Below are 25,070 nucleotides of genomic sequence, written 5' to 3' on the forward strand. Positions count from 1 at the left end.
ATCTTTTTAAACTTGTTTTTAGCTTTGCGTAATTTCGTATCCATCGTTATCAAATGAAAAAACCTCAACCCTAAAATCACTAAATTTACTCTTTAAAATATCTTGTAAATTTTTAGCATCATCTTTGTAAGCGATATTTAAAAAGCTTGAGCCTGAGCCTGAAAGCGTGCTCATTAAAGCACCATTTCCATAAGCTACTTTTCTAACTTCAAAAAGTTCTTCTAAAGCGTGCATTCTACGCTCTTCATGCATCAAATCTTTACTTGCTATTTTTAAGAGATCATACTTTTTTTCATAAAAACAAGACGTTAAAAAAGCAGCATGAGATAAGTTATTCACACACTCTTTCATCGTATAGTTCTTTGGTAAAATTTGTCTTGACGAGGATGTACTCATTGGTTTATTTGGGATAACAACTACTGCCTTTATCTCGTCACTTAAATTTATTTTATTTGCGTAAACATTACCATTTTTTACGATCGCACTGATAAATCCGCCGTGAACTGCTGGCGAGATATTATCGGGATGGGTTTCATAGATGATAGCTTTATTTAAAACTGTCTCTTTGCTTGCCTTAAAGCCAGCCATTTCGTAGGCTGAAGCAATGGCTCCAACGATAACAGCGGAGCTACTGCCAAGTCCCCTTGAAAATGGGATATTATTTTCAAAAACGACTCTAAAATTTTCATTTTTACCAGTTAGCTCAAAAAAAATTTCATTAAAAATACTTAAGAATATATTATTTCTCTTTAAATTTACACTTCCACTGCCTTCGCCGTTTATCGATACTGAGCTAAATTTTGCTGGCTCGATTTTCACGCTATTAAAAAGCTTCAGACTAAGCCCCAAAGCATCGAAACCAGGACCCAAATTCGCACTTGTTGCAGGCACTAAGATATTCAAAATTTCTCCTAAACTGCTTGGATGATATAATCTGGAAGTGTATCTGAATTTAGTTTTAATTCATCTAAATTTAAAGGCAAACTAAATCCTACTGGCCCTACTTTTTCAAGTAAAATTTTGCCATCTTTTAAAACAAAGCTTAAACTTTTATTTGCTCTGATCGCTTGGCTGCCATTTAAGCTAAAGCCGCTAACCGCATAAAATTCGCAACCCTTTGCTAAAGAGAAAGTCTTTAAGATGACATAGGCCACCTTTAGCCCCATAAAGCTTCCTGGCGTATTTGCATAGATAATTTTTGTGATATTAAATTTAGAGGATAAATTTTCTAAGATTTTTATCAAAGCTTCACTGACATGTTCATCAGTCGTAATTTCATCAAATTTTACGCCGTCTTTATATACTCCAACTAAAAGCGGAGTAGATAAAGAGACAACTAAAATTTCAATATTTTCTATGCAAATACCTTTTGATACTCTTTTAGAAGTTCACCATTTAGAGTTGCGATCTCGTAGTTTTTCTCATCGGACATCAAAGCAAGAGTTAATTTGTGATTTAGATCGTGGCTTCCAGCAAATGCTGTATAATCGCCCAACAAAGGTGCTCCAAGCAAGCTTAAATCACCAATTGCATCTAAAATTTTGTGCCTTACAAACTCATTTTCAAATCTCAAACCTTCTGGATTTAGGATATGCGTATCATCGATTGCCACGGCATTATCAAGTGATGCACCAAGGGCTAAATTTTGAGCCTGTAAACGTTGTAAATCTTTCAAAAACCCAAAAGTTCTAGCACGAGCTATATTTTTTATAAATGAGCTTTTACTAAAATCAAAAACATATCTCTGTTCACCAATAACTGGATGATCAAATTTTATCGTATAGTCAAATTTTGGGCTTCTTGAAGGTGAAGTTCGCACAAATTTAGAACCCTCAACGACTTCAACTTCGCGCCTAACAAGAATTACTTTTTTGCCAGCATCAAGATATCTTATGCCAGCCTCATCAAGTAGCATGCAAAAGCTTATCGCACTGCCATCCATGACTGGAATTTCATTTGCATCAACAGAGATTCTAATATTATCAATGCCATAACCATTTATGGCTGACATTAGATGCTCAATCGTACTAATAAAGCCCTTTTCGTTGCCAACAACGGTTGCCATTTGCGTATTTATAACATTTTTAGGTTTAGCTTTAAAACTAATACCAAGATCTTCGCGGTGCAAAATAATACCAGAATTTGCATCAAGAGGTTCTAGTATAAGTCTTATCGGCTCGCCTTTATGAAGCCCTATACCAACAGTCTCAACGCGTCTTGCGATAGTAGTTTGTTTCAATAATTTTCCTTATATTTTTAATGCGCTTATGATAGCACTAAAAAATCAATTTTGCAAATTTTTAGTTCTTGTCTATCATCGCTTTTGCAGCATCTAAGACACTTGTGATATTGTCTTTTATCCACTTTTTGTCCATCCATTGTTGTGGTCTCACCTCTTCACCTTGGACTAAAATTCCAAAGTGAAGGTGATCTCCAAGTGCAAGACCACTAGTTCCAGTAGTACCTATCTGATCGCCAGCTGCCACCATATCGCCCTCTTTTACTCTAGTGCTTGAGCAGTGTCCATAAAGCGAATAAAGCCCAAATCCATGATCGATCACAATATTTAATCCATAAATTCCATTTTCAGATGCAAGTACGACACGACCGGCATTACTAGCTATTATAGGAGCCGCTGCCACACTTGCAAAGTCTATTCCCATATGCCAAGATTCGCTTACTTGCTCGTTATTATATGTATAGTACCTGTGATCGGCGAAATCAGCCACTTTTTTACCATTTCTTAGTGGGTAAAATGGTGTCACACTAAAGCTAGTTAACATCTCATCACCAGGATTTGTAGTAAGTGCTGTTATTTTTTCTTCGTTTGAGTTTCTAAGTGTTTCATTGACAAATCTCATTTTCTCAAGCCTTGAAAGCGCGCTTGGATCTTTTGCATATTGATCTGTTAGATCAACTATCTTACCATCTAAAAATCTATCATTTAATGCAATAGTTGAAGTTTTATACTTTACATTTTCATAAAAATATCTAACATGCGACTTACTTTCGTTGCCTGCAAAGTCTCTTGCAATGACCTCAGCACTAAAATTTTCAACCTGAACTGGCCAAGCAACAAGTGCTGCATAAAAGCCCTCTTTATAAAATGATACAGCTTTAAATTTCTTACCAAAATTTGTCTGCACATAGACCTCTTTTAGCTGATTATCAGTTGCTCTAAAGACCACAACAGCGCTACCACCTTTTGAGATAGAATAAGACTGCGAAAGTACGTAAAGATCAGGTTTTGAAGTATCAAGCACTACTTCAACCTTTTTACTAGCTTTGTTGCCAGTAAAAAAGCTCCATTTACTAGTATCTACAGCTTCGATATTCATCTCATAGGTATCTTTTTGAGTAAAAAAGCCAGTCTTTGGAAAGGTTAAATTTACATCAAGCTCGGTACTTGGGTTTTGTATGATTTGATTTAATAAATTTAGATCATTTTTCCCATCATTCATACTAATTCGTACAAATTTTATACCACTATCATCTTTAAATTTGATATTCATTGGGGTTCTAAGATTCCAATAAACCTTATCAGCAACACCAATTATCGGCTCATTTCGCTCAAAATCTTTTGACATCAAAGCATAGCCAAAACCACCGGCTAAGATTAAAATTAGCAAAAGCACAACAATACCAAAACCACCAATTCCACGTCTATACATATATTTTTACCTTAAATTTTATTTGTGAAATTTTACATTTAATCAATAAATTTTTAGTTAATTACAAAATTTCTCTTACAGCCCTAGCGTCGCTCATCCAGGCAAAAAGTTCATCCCAGCGTTCATCTTTTATGAGATCTTTGCATAAATTTAGCTCTTTTTCAAACATATTTATGGCTTCAACAACATTGTTTTTATTTTGCTTAAAGATATCGCTCCACATAAAAGGCGAACTCTTTGCGACACGTATCATGCCCTTAAATGTAGGTCCGCCAAGCGCTACGATATGCCTTTTATCCTCTTCTTTTAAAATCCCACTCGCAAGAGAAAATGCAATCGCATGAGGCAAATGCGAAATAAGACCCACATGATGATCATGTTCTTTCGCACTCATAAAAATAATCTTCATGCCAAGGCAAGAAAATAACTCAACGCTTCTTTTTACATGTTTTTCTGCGCTCTCAGCAAAGTCACAAACAATAACAGTTGCCCCTGTGTAAAGTGATTTAAAGGCAGCCTCTGGACCAGAATACTCAGTACCTGCCATTGGATGAGCCGGAATGAAATTTTTACGAATTTTTTCTGGTACTGCCTCGATGATCTTTTGTTTAGTTGAGCCAAAATCAATGATAGTTGTATCTTCGCTGATATCAGTTAAATTTTGCACGATGCTCACGATAGCCTCGACTGGCACAGCCAAAAAGATGATATCACACTTCTTTTTCATCTCGTCAATGCTTAAAATTTTATGCACCAAGCCAAGTTCTAAGGCCTTTTTGCTATGATTTTCATCTTTGTCATATCCGCTAACACAAGAAATTAATTTTTCATCTTTTAATGCTAGCCCAAGTGAACCACCCATAAGACCAAGTCCGATGATACCTATTTTCATAAAAAACCTTCAAAATTATAAAATTTAAATTTATTAAAAATAAAATATGATATTATACGCACTTATACTAAAACTCTAGGTTAAATTTAATGAAAAAGAAATTATTTTTATTAGCATTAGCTTTCAGTGGCCTAAGCGCACAAACAATCCAGTCAATAAATTTTAAAGGACTAATTCACCTTTCGCCTGAAGTAGCAAGCCAAATAATGGGCTTAAAAGTCGGTCAGGATCTGACTCCAAAGCTTAGCGATAAGGCGATCACAAATTTATACAAACAAAATTATTTCGACGATATCTACATAGAAGATACAGGCAATGGTAATCTTTTAGTAGCTGTAAAAGAGAAGCCAAGTGTTGCTAGGGTCGATCTAAAAGGCGTCGTAACAAATGACAAAACTGCCATAGAGTCGTTAATCAATATCAAACCAGGCAATATGTATGATGAGCTTACAATAGAAAAAACTAAAGAGAGAATTCGTCAGTATTATGAGTCAAAGGGTTATTTTGATACCGTTGTAGACGTAGAAAAACAACCAGTTGCAGATAACGACAGCTCACTTTTTATAACACTCAACATAAACCGCGGCGAAAATATGATAATCAAAAATGTAAATTTAGTCGGTGCTAAAGAGTTTGATTATGACGACATTGAGCCAGTAGTTGCAAATAAAAGTAGAGAATTTATGGGCTGGCTTTGGGGCAGAAATGACGGTAAAGTTAAACTTTTCGAGCTTGAAAATGATCCAGCAAGAATACAAGACAAATATTTTCAAAAAGGCTATTTAGACGCGACTATTTCTTCACCTTATTTAAATTCATCGTTTGATAATTACACAGCTGATCTTACTTATTATGTTCATGAAGGTGAGCCTTATAAGGTTTCAAATGTAAGCATTACGGCACCTGAAGAGCTAGAGCTTGATACTAAAAAGATTATAGATGACTTTAGGCTTGAGGCTGGCGATACGATGAACTCAGCAAGACTTCGCCAAGATATGAAAAAGCTTGATGATATGGTTGCTGATAAAGGTTATGCATTTGTAAAAGTCTATCCAAAGACTGATAAATTTGATGAAAATAAAACTGTCGATATTGATTATGAAGTAGATCCTGGCGAAAAAGTATATATAAGAAATGTTCAAATTTCAGGAAATGATAGAACTGTTGACCGCGTTGTAAGACGTGAACTTTATCTAACTGAAGGAAATTTATATAGCAGGACCGACCTTCAAGACTCAAAAGATGCACTAAAAAGAACAAGCTACTTTGATGACGTTGAGATAGAAGAAGATCCGGTTGATAAAAATACAGTTGATCTAAAAGTAAAAGTAAAAGAGGCTTCAACTGGCTCAATAAGTGGCGGTATCGGATACGGTAGCAGCGACGGACTACTACTAAACGCTGCACTTTCTGACACGAATATCTTTGGCTCTGGTCTTCAAGGGCAAATAAGCGTAGATAAAAGTGATAGAGAGCTTTCAGGTCAGATAAGTCTTACAAACCCAAGAATTTTTGACTCAGAGTATAGCCTTGGTGGAACACTTTACGCAAATGACTATGACTGGAGAACATATAAAGAGAGAAGTTATGGCTTTAGCACAACACTAGGTAGAAAACTAACCAGAAATTTAAGCGCATCACTTACTTACAACATTGAGCAAAGCAAAATTACCTTAAAAGATGATGAACTAAGAGATATCAACACAAAAACCAAAAAAGAAATTTATAGAGAAGGTAAAGCTATAAAAAGTGCCATAACTCCGGCTTTAACATATAATAGCACTGATGATTATTACTTGCCAAGACGTGGCATCATAGCTAGCACATCATTTGAGATAGCTGGGCTTGGTGGCGATATAGACTTTATCAAAAATCGCACAAATTTCAACTACTATCTAGGCCTTAGAGAGTACATCGACTACGATCTTATCTTAAGATACAAAGCAAGCTTTGGCAAAATTTGGGAAAGAGGATATACCCCGATCAACGAAAGACTTTACCTTGGCGGCATAAGAAGCTTACGTGGTTACGAGAGCAGAACCGTATCTCCAAAGGTAAAATATAATGGCGACTACTACGAATACGGCGGTGAAACTTCGTTTAATAATTCAGCTGAAATAAGCTTCCCTATAATAGATCGTGTCAAAATGCGTGGTGTTGTATTTTATGACTACGGCATGATCGGTGAAAATAGTCTAAATGAGATAAAAAGATCATCAGTTGGTACTGGTATCGAGTGGATAACTCCTATCGGACCACTTCAACTAATCTTTGCAAAAGCTCTTAAACCTAAAGAGGGTGATGATACAAATACATTTGAATTTACTATTGGAAGACGATTCTAACAAGATACTTTAAAGGGGCTAACTTGCCCCTTTAAACCTCCACAAATAAATAAACTTTAAGTCATATAAGAAAAAGCAAGGCAAACATTAGATATAATCCCACAATTTTTAATATAAGTGGGTAAAAATATGAATTTCTCAGACATTTTTTCAAAGATAAGAAAAGCTCAACCTCGTCCAGAAGAAGCGCCTACACACTGGGTAAAATGCGATAATTGTCACTCACTGATGTACTACAAAGAAGTTGAAGCTTGTTTTAATGTATGCCCGAAATGCGGCTATCATATGAGACTAAAAGCTACTGATCGCATAAATTTGATCTGTGACGAAGATAGCTTTGTAGAATTTGATGCAAATTTAAAACCGGTAGATCCATTAAATTTTGTTGATAAAAAATCATACAAAAAAAGAATCACAGAGAATAAAGAAAAAACAGGACGTACAAGCTCAGTGATATGCGGCGAAGGCAAATGCGACGGACAAGAAATCCAGCTAGTTGTCTTTGACTTTGGCTTCATGGGTGGTTCGCTAGCTTCAGTTGAGGGTGAAAAGATCGTAAGAGCGATAAAACGAGCAATAGAAAAACGCCAAGCTTTAGTCATAGTGAGTGCTTCAGGTGGAGCTAGAATGCAAGAGAGTACATTTTCTTTGATGCAAATGTCAAAGACATCAGCTGCTTTAAAACTACTTGATGAAGCAAAATTACCTTACATCTCAATACTTACTGATCCGACAATGGGTGGCGTTAGTGCCTCTTTTGCTTGGCTTGGAGATCTAATAATCGCTGAACCTGGCGCATTAATAGGCTTTGCTGGCCAAAGGGTTATCAAACAAACCATAGGTGCTGATCTCCCAGAGGGCTTTCAAAGGGCTGAGTTTTTATTAGAACATGGCTTAATCGATGCTATTGTGCCAAGAAGCGAACATAAAAAATATATAAGCGATATGGTTAAATTTCTCACAAATAATAAGACAATACATCAAAAAGATAACCAAGATGAGAGTGGAAGCAACTTTGAACTAAAGCTAAAAACCAAAGGCTAAATTTGGAAATTTCAGTTTTTAGCATTCAAAAATCATCACGTGACAACTTTGAAAACGAAATACAAGAATATATAAAAATGAGTGCAAAATTTGCCAAGATAAACGATAAAGTCTTTTTTAATGAAAAAATAGCAAAAGCTCAAAGCACTGGGAAAAGCGAAGCATTAAGAGCCTATAATGAAATTTATGAGCCAAATTTAAAAGGCTTTTGCGTAATGCTTGATGAAAATGGCTTGCAACTTGATAGCCAAGAATTTGCACAAATTTTAAACTCAAATTCACAAATTAACTTTTTCATAGGTGGAGCTTACGGCCTTAGCCAAAATTTAAAGAATAAAGCACAAAAAATTATAAGCTTAAGCAAGATGACGATGGCTCATAAGGTTGCCAAGCTTGTACTTTTTGAGCAAATTTTTAGAGCACTTTGCATAAATGCAAACCACCCATACCACAAATAAAGGAATATAAATGACACAAACTGAGCTAATTTTTTTTAAAAAATTACTTGAAGAAAGAAAATTACAGATCAAAAAAAATATCTATGATTCATCTGTTGAAGTAAATGGCTTAAGAGATAGTGGTGTAAGCGATGAGTTTGATATAGCCTCAGTAAATACAGACCAGTTAATAGAGCATTCCATCTCGACGCAACAAAGAGCGGAGCTATCAGAGATAGATGAAGCACTAGAGAAGATAGCAAATAAAACTTATGGGATTTGTGATATGTGCGAAGAGGAGATCAGTATACCGCGACTAAAGGTAAAACCACATGCAAAATACTGCATAACTTGCCGTGAAATAATCGAAAAAACAGCAAAAAACTAAGGAGAAAACATGAAAACTAGAAAATTTCTCGTCTATTGCATAATCTACATAGTAGTTGTTGCAGGACTCACTTATTCTCTTAATAGTTCTGATTACACATTTGAGCTTTTAGGCCAAACTATAACTTTGCCAATTGCTATTTGGGTCGCTCTTCCAGTAGCTGTTTTAGCACTTCTTGCCCTACTTCATATTGCCTATCATGGATATGCTTTTTATAGATATAAAAAATGGATCAAAAAAGATAGCCAGCTTTATAAAGATTTAGCCAAAGAGACGCTTCTTGGCTTTGAGAGCAATAAAGACTTCAAAACCGACACTTACAAGATCGCCTCACAGCTTACTCGTTCTATCTCACCAGTAGGCGAGCTTAAAGATGTCGGTGTAGATGATGCTGAGATAAACAATATCTTACAAACTATAAAAAGTATAAAAAATAAAGAGATCGTCGATCTAAAAAAATTTAGACTAGCAAAAGATAGCAAGTTAAATATCCTAAATGAGCTGAATAAAATCGAGCAACTACCAACTTACTATCTTGACGTACTTAAAAATCAAGATCAAAACGAGAGTCTTAAAAAAGCTGCATTTGATAAACTCATAAAAGTAGCTTCTTTTAGCGAGATCAAAAGATTAAATTTTGAGCTAGCAAGCGAAGATATAATGCTTATTATTACCCGCTTTGTAAATGACGAGATCGATCTAACTAGTGATGAAATTTTTGATCTTTTAAACAACGCAAAAGTGACAAAAGCACAATACGATAAAGTAGCCATAATGCTTAAAAATAAGCTAAAACCAGATGCATTTATCGGTATCTTTGAAAAACTAAAAAGTATACACGCTGATGCTGATGAGGCTTATGTATATGCACTGTTTGAGCTTCAAATGCTTGATAAAGTAAGAGAGACTATCGAAGGTAGCGACCCAGATGAGTTTAAAGAGATAAAGGTTTTGCTGTTTTTACGAGATAACGGCAAAATGGTGCCTAGCTCGTTATTTTTTAAATGATAGACTTTAGCAAAAAGCCACTTTTCTTAGCACCACTTGCTGGCTTTTCTGACTTGCCACTAAGAAGCGTAGTTAAGAAATTTGGCTGTGATGTCACTGTTAGCGAAATGATCAGCGCAAATGCCTTGGTCTATGAGAGCAGTGACAAAACGCTTGAAATGATTAAAAAATCCCCAAACGAAGAGCCTTATGTCGTTCAAATAGCTGGTAATGACATAGAAAATATAAAAAAAGCCGTGCAGATCATCAATAAATTTGATGGGATTTATGGGCTCGATCTAAACTGCGGCTGCCCCGTACCAAAGGTCGTTAGACAAGGAGCGGGGTCGGCTTTACTAAATGATCTTGACAAGCTTCAAAGTATAATCTCAGCCATAAAAAGTGTCTCAAACAAAGAGAGCCTAAGCGTTAAATTTAGACTTGGCTTTAACGACAAAAACGAAAAAAAGATAGCAAAAGCCTGCGAAGAAGCCGGCGCAGACTATATCGCAGTGCATGGGCGCACCAGAGCTGAGGGATACAGCGCAAAGGTTGATTACGAAGCGATCGCTAGAGTAAAGGCGAGTGTAAAAATTCCAGTCGTTGCAAATGGCGATATAAATGCACAAAATGCAGATGAAATTTTAAACCTTACAAAGTGTGACGCCCTAATGATCGGCAGAGCGAGTATTGGTAATCCTTGGATATTTCACGAGATAAAGACTAAAACTAGCGTGGATAAGGCGCTAAAACAAAAGATAATCCTAGCTCACTTTGATGCGATGATCGAGCATTACGGAGAGCACGGACTTTGCATATTTAGAAAGCACTTGCATCAATACAGCAAGGGCATCGACGGCGCAACAACCTTTAGAAACGATATAAATTTCATCAAAGACGCACATGTGATGAGAGAGCGTATAAGGGAGTTTTTTGCCTAGATGCAAGGCTATATCCTACGTGTGCAAAAGGTCAGAGACGAGGACCTTTTAGTCTTTGTGCTAACGCCAAATTTGCTCGTAAAGTCATATAGATTTTTTGGTGCTCGCCACTCAAACATCATGACTGGCTATAAGATCGACTTTGAGCTAGAGCAAGAGGCAAAATTTCTACCAAAGCTTAGAAGCATACTTCATCTTGGCTTTAAATGGCTGTTAGAGCGTGACAAGCTCATCATTTGGCAGCAGTTCATGCGCCTACTTTATGATCATCTAAAAGAGGTTGAGCAGCTTGATGAAATTTACTTTAACGAGCTTGATCGCTGTGCCAAACAGATGCAGCTACAAAATCCAAAACGCCTTATCATCGAAAGCTACGTTAAAATTTTAGAGTATGAAGGTAGGCTTCACAGCGAGCTTGAGTGCTTTATCTGTGATGAGGAGATAGAGAGCGAGCTTTGCCTAACTCGTGGCTTTTTGCCCTCTCACAAGCACTGCCTAGATAGGAGCGAATTTGACGCTGGTAAGATCAAAAATTTATTTGCTACAAAAAGCACGATCGAGCTAAATGACGATGAGATAAACCGCCTTTATAAAATTTTACTTGATGGACTTTAAACTCTATTATGACTATTTTTTAAGCTTCAATTTTCTAAGTTATAAAAATTCTAACCAGTAGCTTTTTGCACTAAATGCTTTTGTATTTGTTGTATATAACAGTTTTGATTTATATACAAGTGCAAAAATTTTATCAATTCATACATTTTGTATTTATTTTGACAAAAGCCAATTAAAATAGAAATATTTATAGCTTGCTTCTTGGGATTAGTCCCAAAAAGCAAGTAAAATTTTACTCTTCACTACTGCTATTGAGAGCAAAAAAAGTATCAGTATGGATATTTTCAAATGCTGCTTTTAGCGAAGTAAAAAGTTTTGGATTTTCTTTTTCTAAAGTCGCTAAAAGCTGTTTGGTTTCATATCTAGCATGCGGCATCTTTACGTCAAATCTCATTGCAGGGCATGCTTCATCGCCAATGACTCTTAATTCATTTTTGATAGCATTTTCGCGAAGCTGTCTCTCGCGAACGAAGATAAACGGTCTAATAACTGTGATGCCATTTTTTGCAGTATATTTTGGAGCAAGCGTCCTTAGTGCACCATTATAGGTAAAATTCATAAAAAAGCTCTCCGCTGCATCATCTAAATGATGAGCAATCGCGAGCTTATTAAAACCATGCTTTAAAGCGTAAGTATAAAGATAGCCTCTTCTCATACGAGAAAAGAAACTACAAAAACTGGAATTCTTACGGATTTTCTCTTTTGAAATTTCAAAAATTGAGCTATCTATCACTTCATGCTCTATTCCGTATTCATTGCAATGCTTCGTAAGATAAGCGTAGTCCTCACCCATGCCGTAGCTTAGTGTTACTGCTTTAAACTCAAATTTCTCAGGTGTAACGTTTTGGATATGCTTTAGTACGTGAGCTAGTGCGAGGCTATCTTTACCACCGCTAAGACCAAGCAAGATCTTATCTCCGCCCTCTATCATCTTGTATCTGGCGTTTGTCTGACCAACTTGCCTAAGAAGCCTTTTACTAAGCTCTATCATAAGTTTTCTACCATTTCAAGTATAAATTTTGCACTAACATTTGCTGAATCTTGCAAAAATTTATCAAAGTCAAACTCTGCTGCATCACCAGCTCCATCGCTGATAGCTCTTAGTATAAAAAATGGCACACCAAGTGTTTCGCAAACTAGTGCAACGCTAGCACCTTCCATCTCGGTAGCGCTCGCATTAAATATCTTTTTTATCCAATTTTTCTTTTCATTATCGCAGATAAACTGATCTCCAGTCGCAATAATACCAGCGCTTAAGCTCATATCTTTTTTATCGGCTATCTTTTTTGCTAGTTCATTTAGCCCTACATCACTTTTGACAAAGATGCTTGTGCCTGGCACATAGCCATAAGGATGGCCAAAAGCCGTAATATCAAGATCATGTTGCACTAAGCTAGTAGCATAAAGCATATCGCCTATTTTTAAACTCTCATCAAGTGAGCCAGCTACGCCAGTAAAGAGCAACTTTGAGGCCTTAAATTTTTCTATCATTAAAGTTGCCGTTATGGCTGCATTTACTTTACCTATCTTTGAATAGGCAATGACTAGCTCTTTTCCTTTATAGTTTGCTAAGTAAAATTTATTATTTGCATATTGAACAGTTTTATATTCACCAACCATTTCAAGGATCGGTGTTATCTCCTCTTGCATAGCTCCAAGTATCGCTATCATCTCTCCTCCAAAATTTTCACAACTTCTTCAAGACTTGCCATATCAGTAATACTATAAGTTGGCTTTTCAGTAATTTTTTTATTGATGCCCTTTAACGTCGCAGCACCAAGCTCGATAAAACAATCAACATCATTTTCATAGTTTTTAATGCTCTGTTTATAGCAAACTGGTTTTATTAGCTGCTCTTTTAGTAGGACTAGTGCTTCACTTTTATCGGTATAAATTTTAGCATTTACATTTGAGACAACTGGAGAAAATTTGGCAGCCAAAGTACTCTCAAGCTCACTTGCCAGTCTAACACTAGCTGGCTCAAGTATCGGACAATGGCTTGCTACCGACATATTTAAAAGCATTGCTCTTTTTGCGCCAGCTTCTTTAAATTTTGCTTCATAGCTAGCAAGATCGGCTCTTACGCCAGCGACAACGATTTGTCCATCGCAGTTGTAGTTTGCAGCATAAATTTGTAAACCTTCTTCTCTTGCTTTTTTACAAATTTCTTCAACCACTTCATCACTAAGTCCAAGAACTACCATCATGCCGGCATCTTTACCAATACAAGCTTCTTGCATAAATTTACCACGTAAATTTACAAGCCTAATTGCATCAATAAAATTAAATGCTCCACTAACTGCAAGAGCGGTAAATTCTCCAAGTGAGTGCCCAAGACTAAATTCTGGTTTTTCTTTAATAAAATTTGAAAAAGCCAAATAAGTCATTAGCGAGTTTAAAACGATAGCTGGCTGAGTAAATTCTGTTTTATCTAACTTATCGTTTTGTGTAAATAAAAGCTCTTTGTAATCAATGCCAGTATCATTACAAGCATCATTTAAAAGTAACTTAGCAGTAGAAAAATTTTCGTAAAAGTCTTTTCCCATACCAATACTTTGCGAGCCTTGGCCCGCAAAAACAAAAGCAAATTTTTTCATTTTAGCTTCTTAGTGATGGCGATGTCCGTGTCCACCGCAACCGCAACCACCATCCTCGTGTCCGTGCCCATGCCCGCGTCCATGACCACCGCAGCACTCATGTTCATGCTCATGATCGTGACCACCGCAACCGCAAGTATGAGCCCCAGCTACCATGCCTGTTGCTTTTTCATCTTCTGTTGCATCTCTAACTTCTAAAACTTCAACATTAAATAGCAAATCTTTACCAGCATATGGGTGATTAAAATCAACCGTTACTTCGTCATCTTTGATCTCTTTAACAATGACACGAACACTTGAGCCATCCTCATTTTGACCAAAAAGTTCCATTCCTTCATGTAAATCTATACCAGCAAACTGCTCTTTTGGTAACGACTGAATGGCTTCATTATTATATTCACCACAACCCTCTGCCGCCTTTACACTTATAGTTGCTCTTTCACCTGATTTTAGTTTACTTACTTCTTCTTCAAGCTTTTCTATAATATGGCCATGCCCTGTTATAAATGAAATTTGTCCACCTTCTTGCATGTTTGACTCTAGAATTTCACCAGTGTTAGCATCTTTTAGTTCGTAAAACATAGTTATAACTTGATCTTTACTCACAATAATCTCCTTAGATTTGGTTTCTTGATTAATGTGGGATTATATCTAAAAAAGATTAAAATTTAGTTTCTATTGGGAGAGGCTTTGGCTTCTTTACTATCTGGATAACCGACTTTTAAAGCCTTATAAAATCTATTTGCACTTTGCGTGTCACCTATCTTATCAAAGCTTATAGCTGTGTGATATAGAAGTTTTGGTGTATAGTCAGCCTTATCTTCGTTCTGTATGCTTTTTTTATAGTATTGTATAGCTGTACTGTATGATTTTTGACTGTAAGCAACTTCACCTAAATAATAATTTGTTGCACCAGTTTTATAGCCTTTTTTATTTAAATATTCAAAATATTCAGCTGCTTCTGTGCTATTGCCAGAATTTAGAAGTTTAATGCCATCAGCCAAAATATCTTTATCGCTTTTTCCACTAAAATTTGAAGTTGGCTTACTTTGTTGTTTTGGATTTGCATTTTGCTTTGGTTGGGCAGCATTTTTATCCATTATTGCACCTAATTTATTTAAGGCAGCAGTAATATTTTTGTAGTTTTTGTCTTGTATATCTCTAGTTTCATCAACATAAGCCTTCAATGATGTCAAACTTACACCAGAATCACTCATGCCACCATTTACCTTCGTCTCTATATCATTTATTCTTTGCTCAAGCTTATTCATTCTAGCACTCATGCTCTCAAACAAGCTTTGCAAACCTTGAAGTTGTTCTAAAACACTATTCATATTCTCTTCAATATTTTGAACACTTCGCTTATTATTTAGGGTAACTTTTTCATTGTCGGTTAGACCATATGGATTCGCACTATCCATATTACCTGCATCAAAAGCTGAAATCTCTTGGCCGGAGGCAATAGAGATAGTGGCTCCAATCAGAGCCACTATAATTAATTTTTTGTTCATTATTATTTAATTATAAATTATGGAAGTACTTTGAAATCTGCACGTCTATTTTGAGCATCGCAAGCTTTTGTTTTATCTGTGCAAACTGGATTGCTTTCACCAAAGCTAACTACAGCGATTCTATCAGCACTAACGCCATTTCTTACAAGAGCATCTTTAGCGCTTTTAGCACGTTTTAAACCAAGAGCATAGTTATACTCATCTGTACCCCACTCATCGCAGTTACCTTCTACTTTTATAGAAAGAGCTTGAGCGTCAGCTTGGTTAAATACTGATGCATTTGAGCTAACAACGCCTTGTTGATCAGCTTTGATATTAAATTTATCAAAGTCAAAATATACACTTTTAACTTGACTCTCGATGTTAGCAATAAGAGCTGCTAATCTATCAGCATCGCTCATGCTACCTGAATTGTCTGCAGATTGATTTGAATTTGAATTCATATCAACTTCAGGGTTTTTTGAGCTACAACCGCTCAACAATAAAGTTGCAACTGCAACACTTGCTAGAACTACTTTTTTCATTCCTTATCCTTTTTTAGAAATTTGGTCGAATTATATCACAAAAATTTTAAATTTTATCAGAATCTTACCAATCTATAGATTGAATTTTTCCTACTTTTAAAGGAAACTGAAAACTTCTGTTTTCATTTAGCCTAACAACCCCTAGTGAACTTTGACCACCAAGCTCTTTTATAAAGACGACACTTTGCCCATCGCTTGAGAATCTTGGATAGTTATTTTTGCCATTTGCTGTAAGCTGGCGTATAAAATCCGTTTGAGTTGAAATTAGATATATATTAAAACTACCACTTGCTTCTCTACTTGAATAAACAACATAATTTTCAAATGTGCTTACAGAATTGTTATTTTTACCATGAAATACCATTTGTTCAACACTTCCGCCAGAAATCGCAGGAGTTGCAAAAACATTAGGATAACCAAGCCTATCTGATACAAAAACTATCTTACTATCATTATCTACAAAATTTCCATTTACATCTATACCTGGATAATTAGTAATCTGCGTCAAATTTTTGCTATTTGTATTATAGATAAATATATCTGGTTGATCTTTTGGTGCCATAGTTAATAAAATTTTACTTCCATCTTTACTAACATCTGAGGCTATGAGCATGCCAATGCTGTCAATTATCTTTGTTTTTGTGCCAGAATTTAGATCATATCTAAATAAAGTTGGTTTATTATTTACATAAGATGTATAGTAAAATTTACTTTGATCAGCTCCAGCCCATTTAGGAAAAATATTTAGTCCGCCACTTACTATGGTCTTTTGATATGTAAGTGTATAATCTGCAACTATGATAGAGCTTTGGCGAGCTGAAGTATATTTTGAAAGAATAATAAATTTTTCCATCCAGCCAACTGGTGGTAAATTGAGCTCATTAGTAAGCTCAACTATACTTTTATGCGCCAAAAACGGATACTTTGCGCCGTCTGGCATAGTATAAACCTTCTCATATCTCGTAGTTGCTGTTTTAGCGTTTATCAGTTTTACTCTCAAAGTAAGAGGTGAGCCCATAGAGCCTTCAAGAGCATATCTAAAGATAAGCTCGACGCCTTTATCGCTCATTGTATTAGTAGTCGCATCCCCTTCATAGGTAGAAGGCACATGATCTTCTATTACTTCAAAATCGGAACTAACCTTTAGATCTCCTAGCATGATTTTAAAGAATTTATCTTTAAAAGCCATATCGCTAACAGCAGTTGTTGCATCTTGCAAAGCTATCTTTGGCAAGGCAATACCTTGATTTACAACAGATATGGTCGCATCAGCAGCATAAAGCCCTAGAGCAACACATAAAAAAAGAAAAATTTTCTTCATCTCTACTCCATAATTTTATAAATTTTAGTTTATTTTATCTTCTAAATTTAAATTAAAAGTAGTGCTTTTGTCTGGATTGAATGGAAATTTCTCCATTGTAAGTTTTTCTAAGCACTCTCTTACTTTTGCGTTAAATTCTTCATTATATGATAGCTCTAAAATTTCATAGCTAAAATTTCCACTCTGATCTATCATAACTTTAACTTTAGCCAAATTTGCAGAATCAGCCTTATAGCTTTGCCATCTTCTTTGAATTTGTTTTGTTATCGCACCCATTAGTGGATCGTAAGTACCGGTAGATTGTGATTTTGGAGCAGTTGGATTTTGATCTATCTTTAAACTCTTTATTATATCACTAGCTTCTTTTGCGGCTTTTGAACTAGAAGCTTCGCTTTTTTTACGACTTTGAACTTTATTTTCGGCCTTTTTTATACCATCATCTTTTTTAAGTTTCGTAGAATCTATGTCACTAAAGAGGTCTTTTATATTTGGTTCTTTTGGTTTTGGCTTTTCAACTGGCTTTGGTGTAGGCTTAGGCTCAGGTTTTGGTTCTGGCTTAACATCTTCTTTAGGCTCTTCACTTGGTTTTAAAATTTCTGGTTTTGGTTCTGGTTTTTTAGGCTCAGGCTTTGGCTCTTCTTTTGGAGGAGTTGGCAAGCTTGGGGTAGGTAATGGTTCATCTGGTACAACAGGCTTATTTGTAGTCTCTTGTTTATCTTCTTCAGACTCCTTTTTAGGTTCAGGCTTTGTCTCTTTAACTACTTCATTTGCTTGTTTTGGAGCTTTAATGGTTTGATCAACTTCTCTATCAACCATAACCACATCCATAATAGCATCTTTATCATCGGTATATTTTTTAGGAGGTTCTGCAAAAAAAGTAAGCTTTATAAACAAAACAAGTATAATAATAACGTAAATACAAGATGCTACAAGAAACGAACTAAGCGTTGGAAATTTAACTTTATTTGACATTTTAACCGTTTGTCTCTAAAGCTACTTTATTAAAACCAGCACCTTTCAAAGTCTTTAATACAAACATAACATCATCGTATTTTAAATTTTTATCAGCTTTTATATAGATAGGCGAGGTTTTATCGTATTTTGTACTCATTAATGCGATATTGTCAGGAAACTCAGCAAGGCTCATAGTACTCTGATCAACTCTAACTTGTCCTTGCGAATTTATAGATACTATAAGGTCTTTTTGCTTAGATGTTGAAGTTTTTGCCTTTGAACCATCCGGAAGAGTAATATCCTCTTGATATGTTATGGTTGGCATAGTAACCATTAAAATGGCTAGTAAAACAAGCATAATATCAACAAGAGGAGTTATATTTAGCTCTGGTGTCTCATCGGTAAATTTAACGGCCATTTATAGTATCTCATCATCTTTTTTAAGTGCTATCATTACATCAGCCTGACGCTCGATAACGCTCATTAATTCATAAGCTTTTCTTTTTATGAGTAAGTTAAATGTATATGCTGGGATCGCAACAAAAATTCCACAACCAGTTGCAACAAGTGCCTCTGAAATAGCTGGAGCGATAATACCAAGTGATGAACCTCCACCATTTCCAAGCTGTGAAAATGTCTCTAAAATAGAAACAACAGTTCCAAAAAGACCAATAAAAGGCGAAGTAGATGCTATTACACTTAGCCACGTTAGTCCACTTGTAGCATTTTTCTCGGCTATACTTATACATACGTTTAGTTTTTCTCTTGAAATTCTTCCATTTGCACATTTTCTCAAAGACGAATCATTTGGAATATTTTTAGCACCCATAAGCAGTGCTTCAAGTGCATTTTGCTCACGTTTTTGCCAAGCTCCAATACCAGCCATTCTTGAAAAAAGAATTGTGAAACTAACTATAAAATATATTGACAGCCAAGTTAAAACAATAATTGTAATAAAACTACTTCTTTGAATGTAATTTAAAAATAAATCTATTCCGCCCACTTATCTTGCTCTCACTACATTTTCCATTTTAGATATAGTTGCTGCAAAAGCATTTGTATCACTACTCATGCTCTCTATCAAATTTCTAGCAGCTTCCAATGAATTTGCAAGCTCGCTTTCACTATCGCCAGAGACGTAAACCGCACCGTCAGCAAGTATTACTACCTTGCCTTCGTCAATCTTTGCATAGCCCCAGTTAATCGCAACAACATCATGTTTTTTATTTTTATGTTCTATATCTATAATACCTGCTTTTAAAAGAGATATTAATGAGGCATGGTTTGGCAAAACACCAAACTCACCCTCGCTACCTGGAAGCACTACACTACTCACGTCATCATTAAATATCTGACCTTGAGGAGTTACGATCTCTAAATGCAATTTATCCATTACGCTTCCTTTTTAAATTTAAGCCTTAAGTTTCTCAGCTTTAGCTAAAGCCTCATCTATATTTCCAACCATATAAAATGCTGCTTCTGGTAAGTGATCATATTTACCCTCTAAAATTCCCTTAAAGCCAGCTATATTTTCGTCAAGACTTACATATTTACCAGGGCTACCTGTAAATACTTCAGCAACAAAGAATGGCTGAGATAAAAATCTCTCGATCTTTCTTGCTCTATCAACTGTTAACTTATCTTCTTCGCTAAGCTCGTCCATACCAAGGATAGCGATGATATCTTGAAGATCTTTATATTTTTGGAGAACAGCTTGAACGCCGCGAGCTACCTTATAGTGATCTGCTCCTAAAATTTGAGGATCAAGCATTCTTGATGTTGAATCAAGTGGATCAACAGCTGGATAGATACCTTTTTCTGCGATCGATCTGTTAAGAACTGTCGTAGCGTCAAGGTGAGCAAAAACAGTTGCAGGAGCTGGGTCTGTAAGGTCATCAGCTGGAACATAAACAGCTTGAACAGAGGTGATCGAACCTTTTTTGGTTGATGTGATCCTCTCTTGGAATTTACCCATCTCACTTGCAAGAGTTGGCTGATAACCAACAGCTGACGGAATACGTCCAAGTAGAGCTGACATCTCTGCACCTGATTGAGAGAAACGGAAGATGTTATCGATAAACATCAAAACGTCAAGTCCCATCTCATCACGGAAGTACTCAGCCATTGTAAGACCAGTTAGCGCGATACGGTTTCTTGCTCCTGGTGGCTCGTTCATTTGGCCATAGCACAAGGCAACTTTATCCAAAACATTACTTTCTTTCATTTCGTGATAAAGATCGTTTCCTTCACGAGTTCTCTCACCAACGCCTGCAAATACAGAATAACCGCTATGTTTAAACGCAACGTTGTGAATAAGCTCCATAATAATAACTGTTTTACCAACACCAGCACCACCAAATAGACCAACTTTACCACCCTTTGCATAAGGAGCTAGAAGATCAACTACCTTGATACCAGTTTCGAAAATTTCACTCTTTGTACTTTGCTCTTCAAATGGAGGAGGATCGCGGTGGATAGACCAGTGCTTATCAAAATTTATACCCTCGCCCTCGTCGATCAAATCGCCAACTACGTTAAAAATTCTACCCAAAACTTTTTCGCCAACTGGCACACTTATAGGTGCACCAAGCGCTTTAGCCTCTAAGCCACGAGTCAGGCCCTCACTCATATCCATAGCAATAGTTCTGACTCTATTATCACCTAGGTGAGCAGCAACTTCTAATATTAGTTTATGTTTCTTGCCCTCAACCTCAAATAAAACTTCGATAGCTTCATTGATCTTCGGCAAGTAGTCATTAAAGTCAACATCGACCACAGGGCCCATAACTTGACTAATAACACCCTTCATTCATACTCCTTTTATTTCATTGATTCAACACCACTGATGATCTCGATAAGCTCAGTGGTAATAGACTCTTGTCTTGCTTTATTGTAAGCAAGATTTAACTGTTTGACGCGTTGTTTTGCATTGTTTGTTGCATTATCCATAGCTTGCATTCTAGCGCTGTGCTCAGCCGCCAAAGAGTCAACTAAGGCATAATACATACTATACTCAAAATATTTATTGAGCAATTCATCCATAATCTTAGTATAGTTGTCTTCTGGCTCAAATTCCATCAAAGAATTTGTCTCAACCGCAACTATCTTAGACGGCTCAATAGGCACAATATCATTTACTCTAATCTCTTGAGAAATCATATTTTTATAGCCATTGTGTATTAGCACAACCTTATCTGTTATGCCGTTTGTAAAGTCATCAATAGCGTCTTTTATGATCTTTTGAGCTTTTTCATAAGTAGGAGAAGAGCTAGCTCCGACGTAAGTCTCAAGTAGTTCAACGCCTTGGAAATTGAAAAATTCTATGCCTTTTTTACCAACAGCTCTTAGTCTAACTTTGATCTTTTTGGCTTTTAGCTCATCAATCATGCGCCTAACTGTCTTTATAGTCTGGACATTAAAGCCACCGCAAAGCCCTTTATCAGCGGTAACAAATATAATATCAACCTTTTCTACACTCTTTGTTGTGTTAAAAAATTTACTCTCAGTCATAACTGAAGCGTATTGATTGATCTTATAAGCTATCTCTGATAAAACCTCATTGATCTTAAGTGCATAAACTCTAGAGTAGCGTGCAGCCTCTTCAGCTTTGCGAAGCTTTGCTGTAGAGACAAGCTTCATCGCACGCGTCGTCTTTTGAGTGTTCTGGACGCTCTTGATCTTTCGTTTTATATCTTTTAAATTTGACATATCTTAGCCCTAGTTAGCGGCAAAAGTCGCTTTAAAATCTTTCAACGCTTTATGTAAAATTTCTTCTACTTCTTTATCAAGAACCTTTTTAGTTCTGATCTGCTCAAAAATTTCAGGGTATTTTGCCTCGATATAAGGATATAGCTCAGCTTCAAATTTTGTTACATTTGCAGTTGCAACATCATCCAAGTAACCCTTAGCACCAGCAAATATAATAACTACTTGATTCTCAACTGGAAGCGGAGAATATGGAGGTTGTTTTAGTACTTCAACCATCTTTTGACCACGCTCTAGTTGCTTTCTTGAGCTCTCATCAAGATCACTTGCAAACTGAGCAAAGGCTTGTAGTTCGCGGTACTGAGCAAGGTCTAGTCTTAACGTACCAGAAACTTGTTTGATAGCTTTGATCTGTGCTGCACCACCAACACGAGATACAGAAAGACCAACGTTGATCGCTGGGCGGATACCTGAGTTAAATAGGTCACTTTCAAGGAAAATTTGACCATCTGTAATAGAAATAACGTTTGTTGGAATATAAGCTGAAACGTCGCCCGCTTGTGTCTCGATAATAGGCAGAGCTGTTAAAGATCCAGCACCTAGCGCGTCATTTAGCTTACTTGCTCTTTCTAGAAGTCTTGAGTGAAGGTAGAAAACGTCACCTGGGTAAGCTTCACGACCTGGTGGTCTTCTTAGGATCAAAGACATCTCACGGTAAGCAACCGCGTGTTTTGACAAGTCATCATAGATTATTAGCGCGTGGCGAGAGTTATCTCTAAAGTATTCACCCATTGTTACACCAGCATATGGGGCAAGATATTGAAGCGCAGCTGCGTCACTAGCGCCAGCGTTTACAACTATTGTGTAGTCCATAGCGCCATACTCTTCAAGTTTTTTAACGACTTGAGCAACGGTTGATTGTTTTTGACCGATAGCTACATAGATACAAATGACATCTTGACCTTTTTGGTTGATGATAGTATCGATAGCAACTGTTGTTTTACCAGTTTGGCGGTCGCCGATGATCAGCTCTCTTTGACCTCTACCGATTGGCACAAGTGCATCGATAGCTTTGATACCTGTTTGAAGTGGCTCATGAACGCTTTTTCTAGCCATGATACCTTTTGCTTTTTCTTCGACGAAGCGAGATTCAGTAGCTTCGATTGGACCTTTTGCGTCGATTGGCTCACCGAGTGAATTTACAACACGGCCGATCAATGCGTCGCCAACTGGCACACGTAGAAGTTTTTTAAGTCTTTTTACAGAGCTTCCTTCTGTAATACCGCTAGTTTTTCCAAGGATAACTATACCAACACTGCTCTCTTCAAGGTTAAGAGCCATACCCTTTTCGCCGCTTTCAAACTCAACCATCTCACCAGCCATAACGTTTTTCAAACCATAAACGTTAGCAACGCCATCAGCGACTGAGATGACTTTACCGGTCTCTTCTACATCAACACTTAAATCAAAATTTTCAATACGCTCTTTGATTATCGTGCTAATTTCGTCAGCTTTAATTTTTGCACTCACGCTTTCACTCCTTTTTAAATTGCTTTTAATATATATTCACTCATTTGACTTTTTAGTCTATCGATAGAGAAATTTACCTCGACACCTAAATCATCTAACTCAACTTTTACGCCGTTGTAATCGCTCTTTGAGCCATCAAGCTTGATCTTAGAGTTAAATTTCTTAGAGAAATTCTCTTCTAGAGCTTTTAACTGATCAGCGCTTAGATCAAAATTTCCAATAACCTCGCCACGATATGTATTTTCAAGCAAAGACTGCTCTATCTTCATCTCGTTTAAGATCGTTGGGATAAGCTCCAATCTTTTATTTGCACCAAGAAGCTTAATAAAATTTGCAAATTTAGCATCTTGACTTTTAACCAAAGATAGTACAAATTCAACCTTTTGTGAAGCCTTTAAAGTAGGCAAACTTATAATGCTTTTAAATTTATCGCTCGCAAAAGCTGCTGCCAGCTCTGATAAATTTTCAACAAATACATTAAGTTCATTTGATTTTACGTCACTTAAGATCGCTTTTACGTATTTTTTAGCCACTACTTCATTCATTAGCTAACCTTTTTAAGTATGATATTTACAAGCTCTTTTTGATCGACTTTTAGGCTATCGCTTGAGAAAATGTCGCTCAAAATTTCATTTACAACGCCTTTTGTCATCTTGCGCTCTTCAAATTCTTTTTGCTCTTTGTGGCTCTTTTGAAGATTTGCTATATCATTTTGAGCGTCGCTTTTAACCTTAGCAGCTAAATTTAAAGCCTCTTTTTTAGCAGTTTCGATTAGGGAATTTGCATTTTGTTTAGCTTCCTCAACACGTTTTAGAGCATCATCTTTTTTGGCTTTAGAATCGCGTAGCTTCTCTTGGATACTTTCAAGCTTATTTGCGATCCTATCAATTCTGCTTTGATAAAGAGCTTTTAGTGGCTTAGCTGCAAAATATACCAAAATAGCAAAGAAAAGTAAGAAGTTTAGCGTTCTCTCTACTATATCGTAATTTGTTCCGCCATGCCCACTAGCATAAGCTAGAAATGGAAGTGCTAGAAAAAATAAAATTTTTATCTTCATAAAATTCCTTTAAATTTTAGAGAGCTTGGCATTTAAAGCCGCTCTAAGTTCAGGTAGTTTAGCTGATAGATCTGCTTTCAAGTTATCTTTCTGGGAGCTTAGAGCATTTAAAAATTCATTGTAATCAGCCTCTAAACTAGTTTTTACAGCATTTACTTCTTTTAAAGATTCTTCTTTTGCCAAATTTAAGGCTTCTTGCCTTATTTTATTGGCCTCAGTCCTTGCGTTTAATATAATCTCTTCAATCTCTTTTTCATGAACACTTAGATCACTTGCATTTTTACTAGTACTCTCTTCATCATTTTTTATAGAGGCATTTCTGTCATCTATGAATTTGAGCATTGGCTTATAAAGCAAGGAATTCAAAATAGCGATCAATACCAAGAAAACGATAGCCGTTAAAAGCATCAATGGCACATCTATTTCTAACATCCACTCTCCTTATTTTATCATTAAGTTTTATTTAATATTCAAATTAAAGTCTGATTTTACAATAAATTACTAAAAATAAAAATAAATTTGTAATTCTATTTTAGCCTAGCAATAAATTC

Annotated in this window: 29 protein-coding genes; 7 read left to right on the plus strand and 22 right to left on the minus strand. The window is 36.1% G+C overall.

Going from position 1 to position 25,070, the window contains the following annotated elements; translation table 11 throughout:
* Nucleotides 1–18: 18 nt before the first annotated feature.
* From thrB to FZ949_RS03435, 5 genes are all read right to left on the minus strand, one after another.
* A complete protein-coding gene (thrB, locus tag FZ949_RS03415) occupies nucleotides 19–903 on the minus strand; it encodes a homoserine kinase (protein WP_103580414.1) in 885 nt (294 codons plus the stop codon).
* An 8-nt stretch (nucleotides 904–911) separates the two neighbouring features.
* Nucleotides 912–1,274, minus strand: coding sequence for a glycoprotease (locus tag FZ949_RS03420; RefSeq protein WP_180379438.1), 363 nt, complete (start codon nucleotides 1,272–1,274; stop codon nucleotides 912–914).
* Nucleotides 1,275–1,354: 80 nt separating this feature from the next.
* Nucleotides 1,355–2,239 (minus strand): UDP-3-O-acyl-N-acetylglucosamine deacetylase, encoded by an 885-nt coding sequence (gene lpxC / locus FZ949_RS03425; protein ID WP_107952695.1) that lies wholly within the window; start codon nucleotides 2,237–2,239, stop codon nucleotides 1,355–1,357.
* 61 nt (nucleotides 2,240–2,300) lie between these two features.
* A complete protein-coding gene (gene pgp6 / locus FZ949_RS03430; RefSeq protein WP_107952697.1) occupies nucleotides 2,301–3,671 on the minus strand; it encodes a peptidoglycan metallopeptidase Pgp6 in 1,371 nt (456 codons plus the stop codon).
* A gap of 61 nt (nucleotides 3,672–3,732) precedes the next feature.
* On the minus strand, nucleotides 3,733–4,563 hold the full coding sequence (locus FZ949_RS03435; RefSeq protein WP_103580412.1) for a prephenate dehydrogenase: 831 nt from the start codon (nucleotides 4,561–4,563) through the stop codon (nucleotides 3,733–3,735).
* An 89-nt stretch (nucleotides 4,564–4,652) separates the two neighbouring features.
* On the opposite strand from FZ949_RS03435, the gene bamA reads away from it, so the two are divergent.
* From bamA to recO, 7 genes are all read left to right on the plus strand, one after another.
* Entirely contained in the window at nucleotides 4,653–6,908 is a 2,256-nt protein-coding gene (bamA, locus tag FZ949_RS03440; RefSeq protein WP_103559653.1) for an outer membrane protein assembly factor BamA, read from the plus strand.
* 129 nt (nucleotides 6,909–7,037) lie between these two features.
* Nucleotides 7,038–7,952, plus strand: coding sequence for an acetyl-CoA carboxylase, carboxyltransferase subunit beta (gene accD / locus FZ949_RS03445; RefSeq protein WP_103580445.1), 915 nt, complete (start codon nucleotides 7,038–7,040; stop codon nucleotides 7,950–7,952).
* A 2-nt stretch (nucleotides 7,953–7,954) separates the two neighbouring features.
* Nucleotides 7,955–8,410, plus strand: coding sequence for a 23S rRNA (pseudouridine(1915)-N(3))-methyltransferase RlmH (locus tag FZ949_RS03450; protein ID WP_103580411.1), 456 nt, complete (start codon nucleotides 7,955–7,957; stop codon nucleotides 8,408–8,410).
* A gap of 10 nt (nucleotides 8,411–8,420) precedes the next feature.
* Nucleotides 8,421–8,777, plus strand: a complete 357-nt coding sequence (dksA, locus tag FZ949_RS03455; protein WP_103580410.1) for an RNA polymerase-binding protein DksA — start codon at nucleotides 8,421–8,423, stop codon at nucleotides 8,775–8,777.
* Between the two features lie 9 nt (nucleotides 8,778–8,786).
* Nucleotides 8,787–9,785 carry a uroporphyrinogen III synthase HEM4 gene (locus FZ949_RS03460; protein ID WP_103580409.1) on the plus strand — a complete coding sequence of 333 codons (999 nt, stop codon included), beginning with the start codon at nucleotides 8,787–8,789 and terminating at the stop codon, nucleotides 9,783–9,785.
* Nucleotides 9,782–10,705 carry a tRNA dihydrouridine synthase gene (locus tag FZ949_RS03465; protein WP_103580408.1) on the plus strand — a complete coding sequence of 308 codons (924 nt, stop codon included), beginning with the start codon at nucleotides 9,782–9,784 and terminating at the stop codon, nucleotides 10,703–10,705. The genes FZ949_RS03460 and FZ949_RS03465 overlap by 4 nt, the downstream gene beginning before the upstream one ends.
* Nucleotides 10,706–11,320, plus strand: a complete 615-nt coding sequence (gene recO / locus FZ949_RS03470) for a recombination protein RecO (protein WP_103580407.1) — start codon at nucleotides 10,706–10,708, stop codon at nucleotides 11,318–11,320.
* 232 nt (nucleotides 11,321–11,552) lie between these two features.
* On the opposite strand, the gene FZ949_RS03475 is transcribed toward recO, so the two are convergent.
* The 17 genes from FZ949_RS03475 to FZ949_RS03555 form a co-directional block, all read right to left on the minus strand.
* Complete coding sequence (locus tag FZ949_RS03475; RefSeq protein ID WP_103580406.1) at nucleotides 11,553–12,311, minus strand: tRNA 2-thiocytidine biosynthesis TtcA family protein; 759 nt, start codon at nucleotides 12,309–12,311, stop codon at nucleotides 11,553–11,555.
* A complete protein-coding gene (locus FZ949_RS03480; protein ID WP_103580405.1) occupies nucleotides 12,308–12,991 on the minus strand; it encodes a 5'-methylthioadenosine/adenosylhomocysteine nucleosidase in 684 nt (227 codons plus the stop codon). Before FZ949_RS03480 ends, FZ949_RS03475 begins: the two co-directional genes overlap by 4 nt.
* Entirely contained in the window at nucleotides 12,988–13,917 is a 930-nt protein-coding gene (fabD, locus tag FZ949_RS03485) for an ACP S-malonyltransferase (protein WP_103580404.1), read from the minus strand. Before fabD ends, FZ949_RS03480 begins: the two co-directional genes overlap by 4 nt.
* 9 nt (nucleotides 13,918–13,926) lie before the next feature.
* Nucleotides 13,927–14,523 carry an FKBP-type peptidyl-prolyl cis-trans isomerase gene (locus FZ949_RS03490; protein ID WP_148790139.1) on the minus strand — a complete coding sequence of 199 codons (597 nt, stop codon included), beginning with the start codon at nucleotides 14,521–14,523 and terminating at the stop codon, nucleotides 13,927–13,929.
* 62 nt (nucleotides 14,524–14,585) lie between these two features.
* Nucleotides 14,586–15,428: a tetratricopeptide repeat protein gene (locus tag FZ949_RS03495; RefSeq protein WP_148790140.1), complete on the minus strand. Its 843-nt coding sequence runs from the start codon at nucleotides 15,426–15,428 to the stop codon at nucleotides 14,586–14,588.
* A 17-nt stretch (nucleotides 15,429–15,445) separates the two neighbouring features.
* Nucleotides 15,446–15,952, minus strand: a complete 507-nt coding sequence (locus FZ949_RS03500; protein WP_021090913.1) for an OmpA family protein — start codon at nucleotides 15,950–15,952, stop codon at nucleotides 15,446–15,448.
* A gap of 64 nt (nucleotides 15,953–16,016) precedes the next feature.
* A complete protein-coding gene (tolB, locus tag FZ949_RS03505) occupies nucleotides 16,017–17,273 on the minus strand; it encodes a Tol-Pal system protein TolB (protein ID WP_103580401.1) in 1,257 nt (418 codons plus the stop codon).
* A 24-nt stretch (nucleotides 17,274–17,297) separates the two neighbouring features.
* Nucleotides 17,298–18,245, minus strand: coding sequence for a TonB C-terminal domain-containing protein (locus tag FZ949_RS03510; RefSeq protein ID WP_103580400.1), 948 nt, complete (start codon nucleotides 18,243–18,245; stop codon nucleotides 17,298–17,300).
* Between the two features lies 1 nt (nucleotide 18,246).
* Nucleotides 18,247–18,645 (minus strand): biopolymer transporter ExbD, encoded by a 399-nt coding sequence (locus FZ949_RS03515; protein WP_021090535.1) that lies wholly within the window; start codon nucleotides 18,643–18,645, stop codon nucleotides 18,247–18,249.
* Nucleotides 18,646–19,230: a MotA/TolQ/ExbB proton channel family protein gene (locus tag FZ949_RS03520; protein WP_051288435.1), complete on the minus strand. Its 585-nt coding sequence runs from the start codon at nucleotides 19,228–19,230 to the stop codon at nucleotides 18,646–18,648.
* Nucleotides 19,231–19,620 (minus strand): ATP synthase F1 subunit epsilon, encoded by a 390-nt coding sequence (atpC, locus tag FZ949_RS03525; RefSeq protein WP_054196221.1) that lies wholly within the window; start codon nucleotides 19,618–19,620, stop codon nucleotides 19,231–19,233.
* A gap of 18 nt (nucleotides 19,621–19,638) precedes the next feature.
* A complete protein-coding gene (atpD, locus tag FZ949_RS03530; protein ID WP_103580399.1) occupies nucleotides 19,639–21,036 on the minus strand; it encodes a F0F1 ATP synthase subunit beta in 1,398 nt (465 codons plus the stop codon).
* A gap of 11 nt (nucleotides 21,037–21,047) precedes the next feature.
* A complete protein-coding gene (gene atpG, locus FZ949_RS03535) occupies nucleotides 21,048–21,935 on the minus strand; it encodes an ATP synthase F1 subunit gamma (protein ID WP_002939426.1) in 888 nt (295 codons plus the stop codon).
* Between the two features lie 9 nt (nucleotides 21,936–21,944).
* Nucleotides 21,945–23,462 carry a F0F1 ATP synthase subunit alpha gene (gene atpA, locus FZ949_RS03540; RefSeq protein ID WP_009294343.1) on the minus strand — a complete coding sequence of 506 codons (1,518 nt, stop codon included), beginning with the start codon at nucleotides 23,460–23,462 and terminating at the stop codon, nucleotides 21,945–21,947.
* A 14-nt stretch (nucleotides 23,463–23,476) separates the two neighbouring features.
* Nucleotides 23,477–24,007, minus strand: a complete 531-nt coding sequence (locus FZ949_RS03545; RefSeq protein WP_103580398.1) for a F0F1 ATP synthase subunit delta — start codon at nucleotides 24,005–24,007, stop codon at nucleotides 23,477–23,479.
* Nucleotides 24,007–24,519: a F0F1 ATP synthase subunit B gene (locus FZ949_RS03550; RefSeq protein ID WP_103580397.1), complete on the minus strand. Its 513-nt coding sequence runs from the start codon at nucleotides 24,517–24,519 to the stop codon at nucleotides 24,007–24,009. Before FZ949_RS03550 ends, FZ949_RS03545 begins: the two co-directional genes overlap by 1 nt.
* A gap of 9 nt (nucleotides 24,520–24,528) precedes the next feature.
* Nucleotides 24,529–24,951, minus strand: a complete 423-nt coding sequence (locus tag FZ949_RS03555; RefSeq protein WP_087579661.1) for a FoF1 ATP synthase subunit B' — start codon at nucleotides 24,949–24,951, stop codon at nucleotides 24,529–24,531.
* Nucleotides 24,952–25,070: the final 119 nt, after the last annotated feature.

The organism is Campylobacter concisus, assembly GCF_902460545.1.
In the GTDB taxonomy this organism is placed as follows: Bacteria; Campylobacterota; Campylobacteria; order Campylobacterales; family Campylobacteraceae; genus Campylobacter_A; species Campylobacter_A concisus_AE.

What these genes read in the sequence shown, in the direction of transcription:
- tolB (WP_103580401.1), bottom strand. Translation starts at nt 17,273, where the DNA reads ATGAAGAAAATTTTTCTTTTTTTATGTGTTGCTCTAGGGCTTTATGCT.
- fabD (WP_103580404.1), bottom strand. Translation starts at nt 13,917, where the DNA reads ATGAAAAAATTTGCTTTTGTTTTTGCGGGCCAAGGCTCGCAAAGTATT.
- FZ949_RS03550 (WP_103580397.1), bottom strand. Translation starts at nt 24,519, where the DNA reads ATGAAGATAAAAATTTTATTTTTTCTAGCACTTCCATTTCTAGCTTAT.
- FZ949_RS03545 (WP_103580398.1), bottom strand. Translation starts at nt 24,007, where the DNA reads ATGAATGAAGTAGTGGCTAAAAAATACGTAAAAGCGATCTTAAGTGAC.
- FZ949_RS03500 (WP_021090913.1), bottom strand. Translation starts at nt 15,952, where the DNA reads ATGAAAAAAGTAGTTCTAGCAAGTGTTGCAGTTGCAACTTTATTGTTG.
- FZ949_RS03435 (WP_103580412.1), bottom strand. Translation starts at nt 4,563, where the DNA reads ATGAAAATAGGTATCATCGGACTTGGTCTTATGGGTGGTTCACTTGGG.
- recO (WP_103580407.1), top strand. Translation starts at nt 10,706, where the DNA reads ATGCAAGGCTATATCCTACGTGTGCAAAAGGTCAGAGACGAGGACCTT.
- FZ949_RS03480 (WP_103580405.1), bottom strand. Translation starts at nt 12,991, where the DNA reads ATGATAGCGATACTTGGAGCTATGCAAGAGGAGATAACACCGATCCTT.
- FZ949_RS03515 (WP_021090535.1), bottom strand. Translation starts at nt 18,645, where the DNA reads ATGGCCGTTAAATTTACCGATGAGACACCAGAGCTAAATATAACTCCT.
- FZ949_RS03510 (WP_103580400.1), bottom strand. Translation starts at nt 18,245, where the DNA reads ATGTCAAATAAAGTTAAATTTCCAACGCTTAGTTCGTTTCTTGTAGCA.
- atpC (WP_054196221.1), bottom strand. Translation starts at nt 19,620, where the DNA reads ATGGATAAATTGCATTTAGAGATCGTAACTCCTCAAGGTCAGATATTT.
- pgp6 (WP_107952697.1), bottom strand. Translation starts at nt 3,671, where the DNA reads ATGTATAGACGTGGAATTGGTGGTTTTGGTATTGTTGTGCTTTTGCTA.
- FZ949_RS03555 (WP_087579661.1), bottom strand. Translation starts at nt 24,951, where the DNA reads ATGTTAGAAATAGATGTGCCATTGATGCTTTTAACGGCTATCGTTTTC.
- atpD (WP_103580399.1), bottom strand. Translation starts at nt 21,036, where the DNA reads ATGAAGGGTGTTATTAGTCAAGTTATGGGCCCTGTGGTCGATGTTGAC.
- FZ949_RS03460 (WP_103580409.1), top strand. Translation starts at nt 8,787, where the DNA reads ATGAAAACTAGAAAATTTCTCGTCTATTGCATAATCTACATAGTAGTT.
- bamA (WP_103559653.1), top strand. Translation starts at nt 4,653, where the DNA reads ATGAAAAAGAAATTATTTTTATTAGCATTAGCTTTCAGTGGCCTAAGC.
- FZ949_RS03475 (WP_103580406.1), bottom strand. Translation starts at nt 12,311, where the DNA reads ATGATAGAGCTTAGTAAAAGGCTTCTTAGGCAAGTTGGTCAGACAAAC.
- atpG (WP_002939426.1), bottom strand. Translation starts at nt 21,935, where the DNA reads ATGTCAAATTTAAAAGATATAAAACGAAAGATCAAGAGCGTCCAGAAC.
- FZ949_RS03465 (WP_103580408.1), top strand. Translation starts at nt 9,782, where the DNA reads ATGATAGACTTTAGCAAAAAGCCACTTTTCTTAGCACCACTTGCTGGC.
- accD (WP_103580445.1), top strand. Translation starts at nt 7,038, where the DNA reads ATGAATTTCTCAGACATTTTTTCAAAGATAAGAAAAGCTCAACCTCGT.
- dksA (WP_103580410.1), top strand. Translation starts at nt 8,421, where the DNA reads ATGACACAAACTGAGCTAATTTTTTTTAAAAAATTACTTGAAGAAAGA.
- FZ949_RS03495 (WP_148790140.1), bottom strand. Translation starts at nt 15,428, where the DNA reads ATGAACAAAAAATTAATTATAGTGGCTCTGATTGGAGCCACTATCTCT.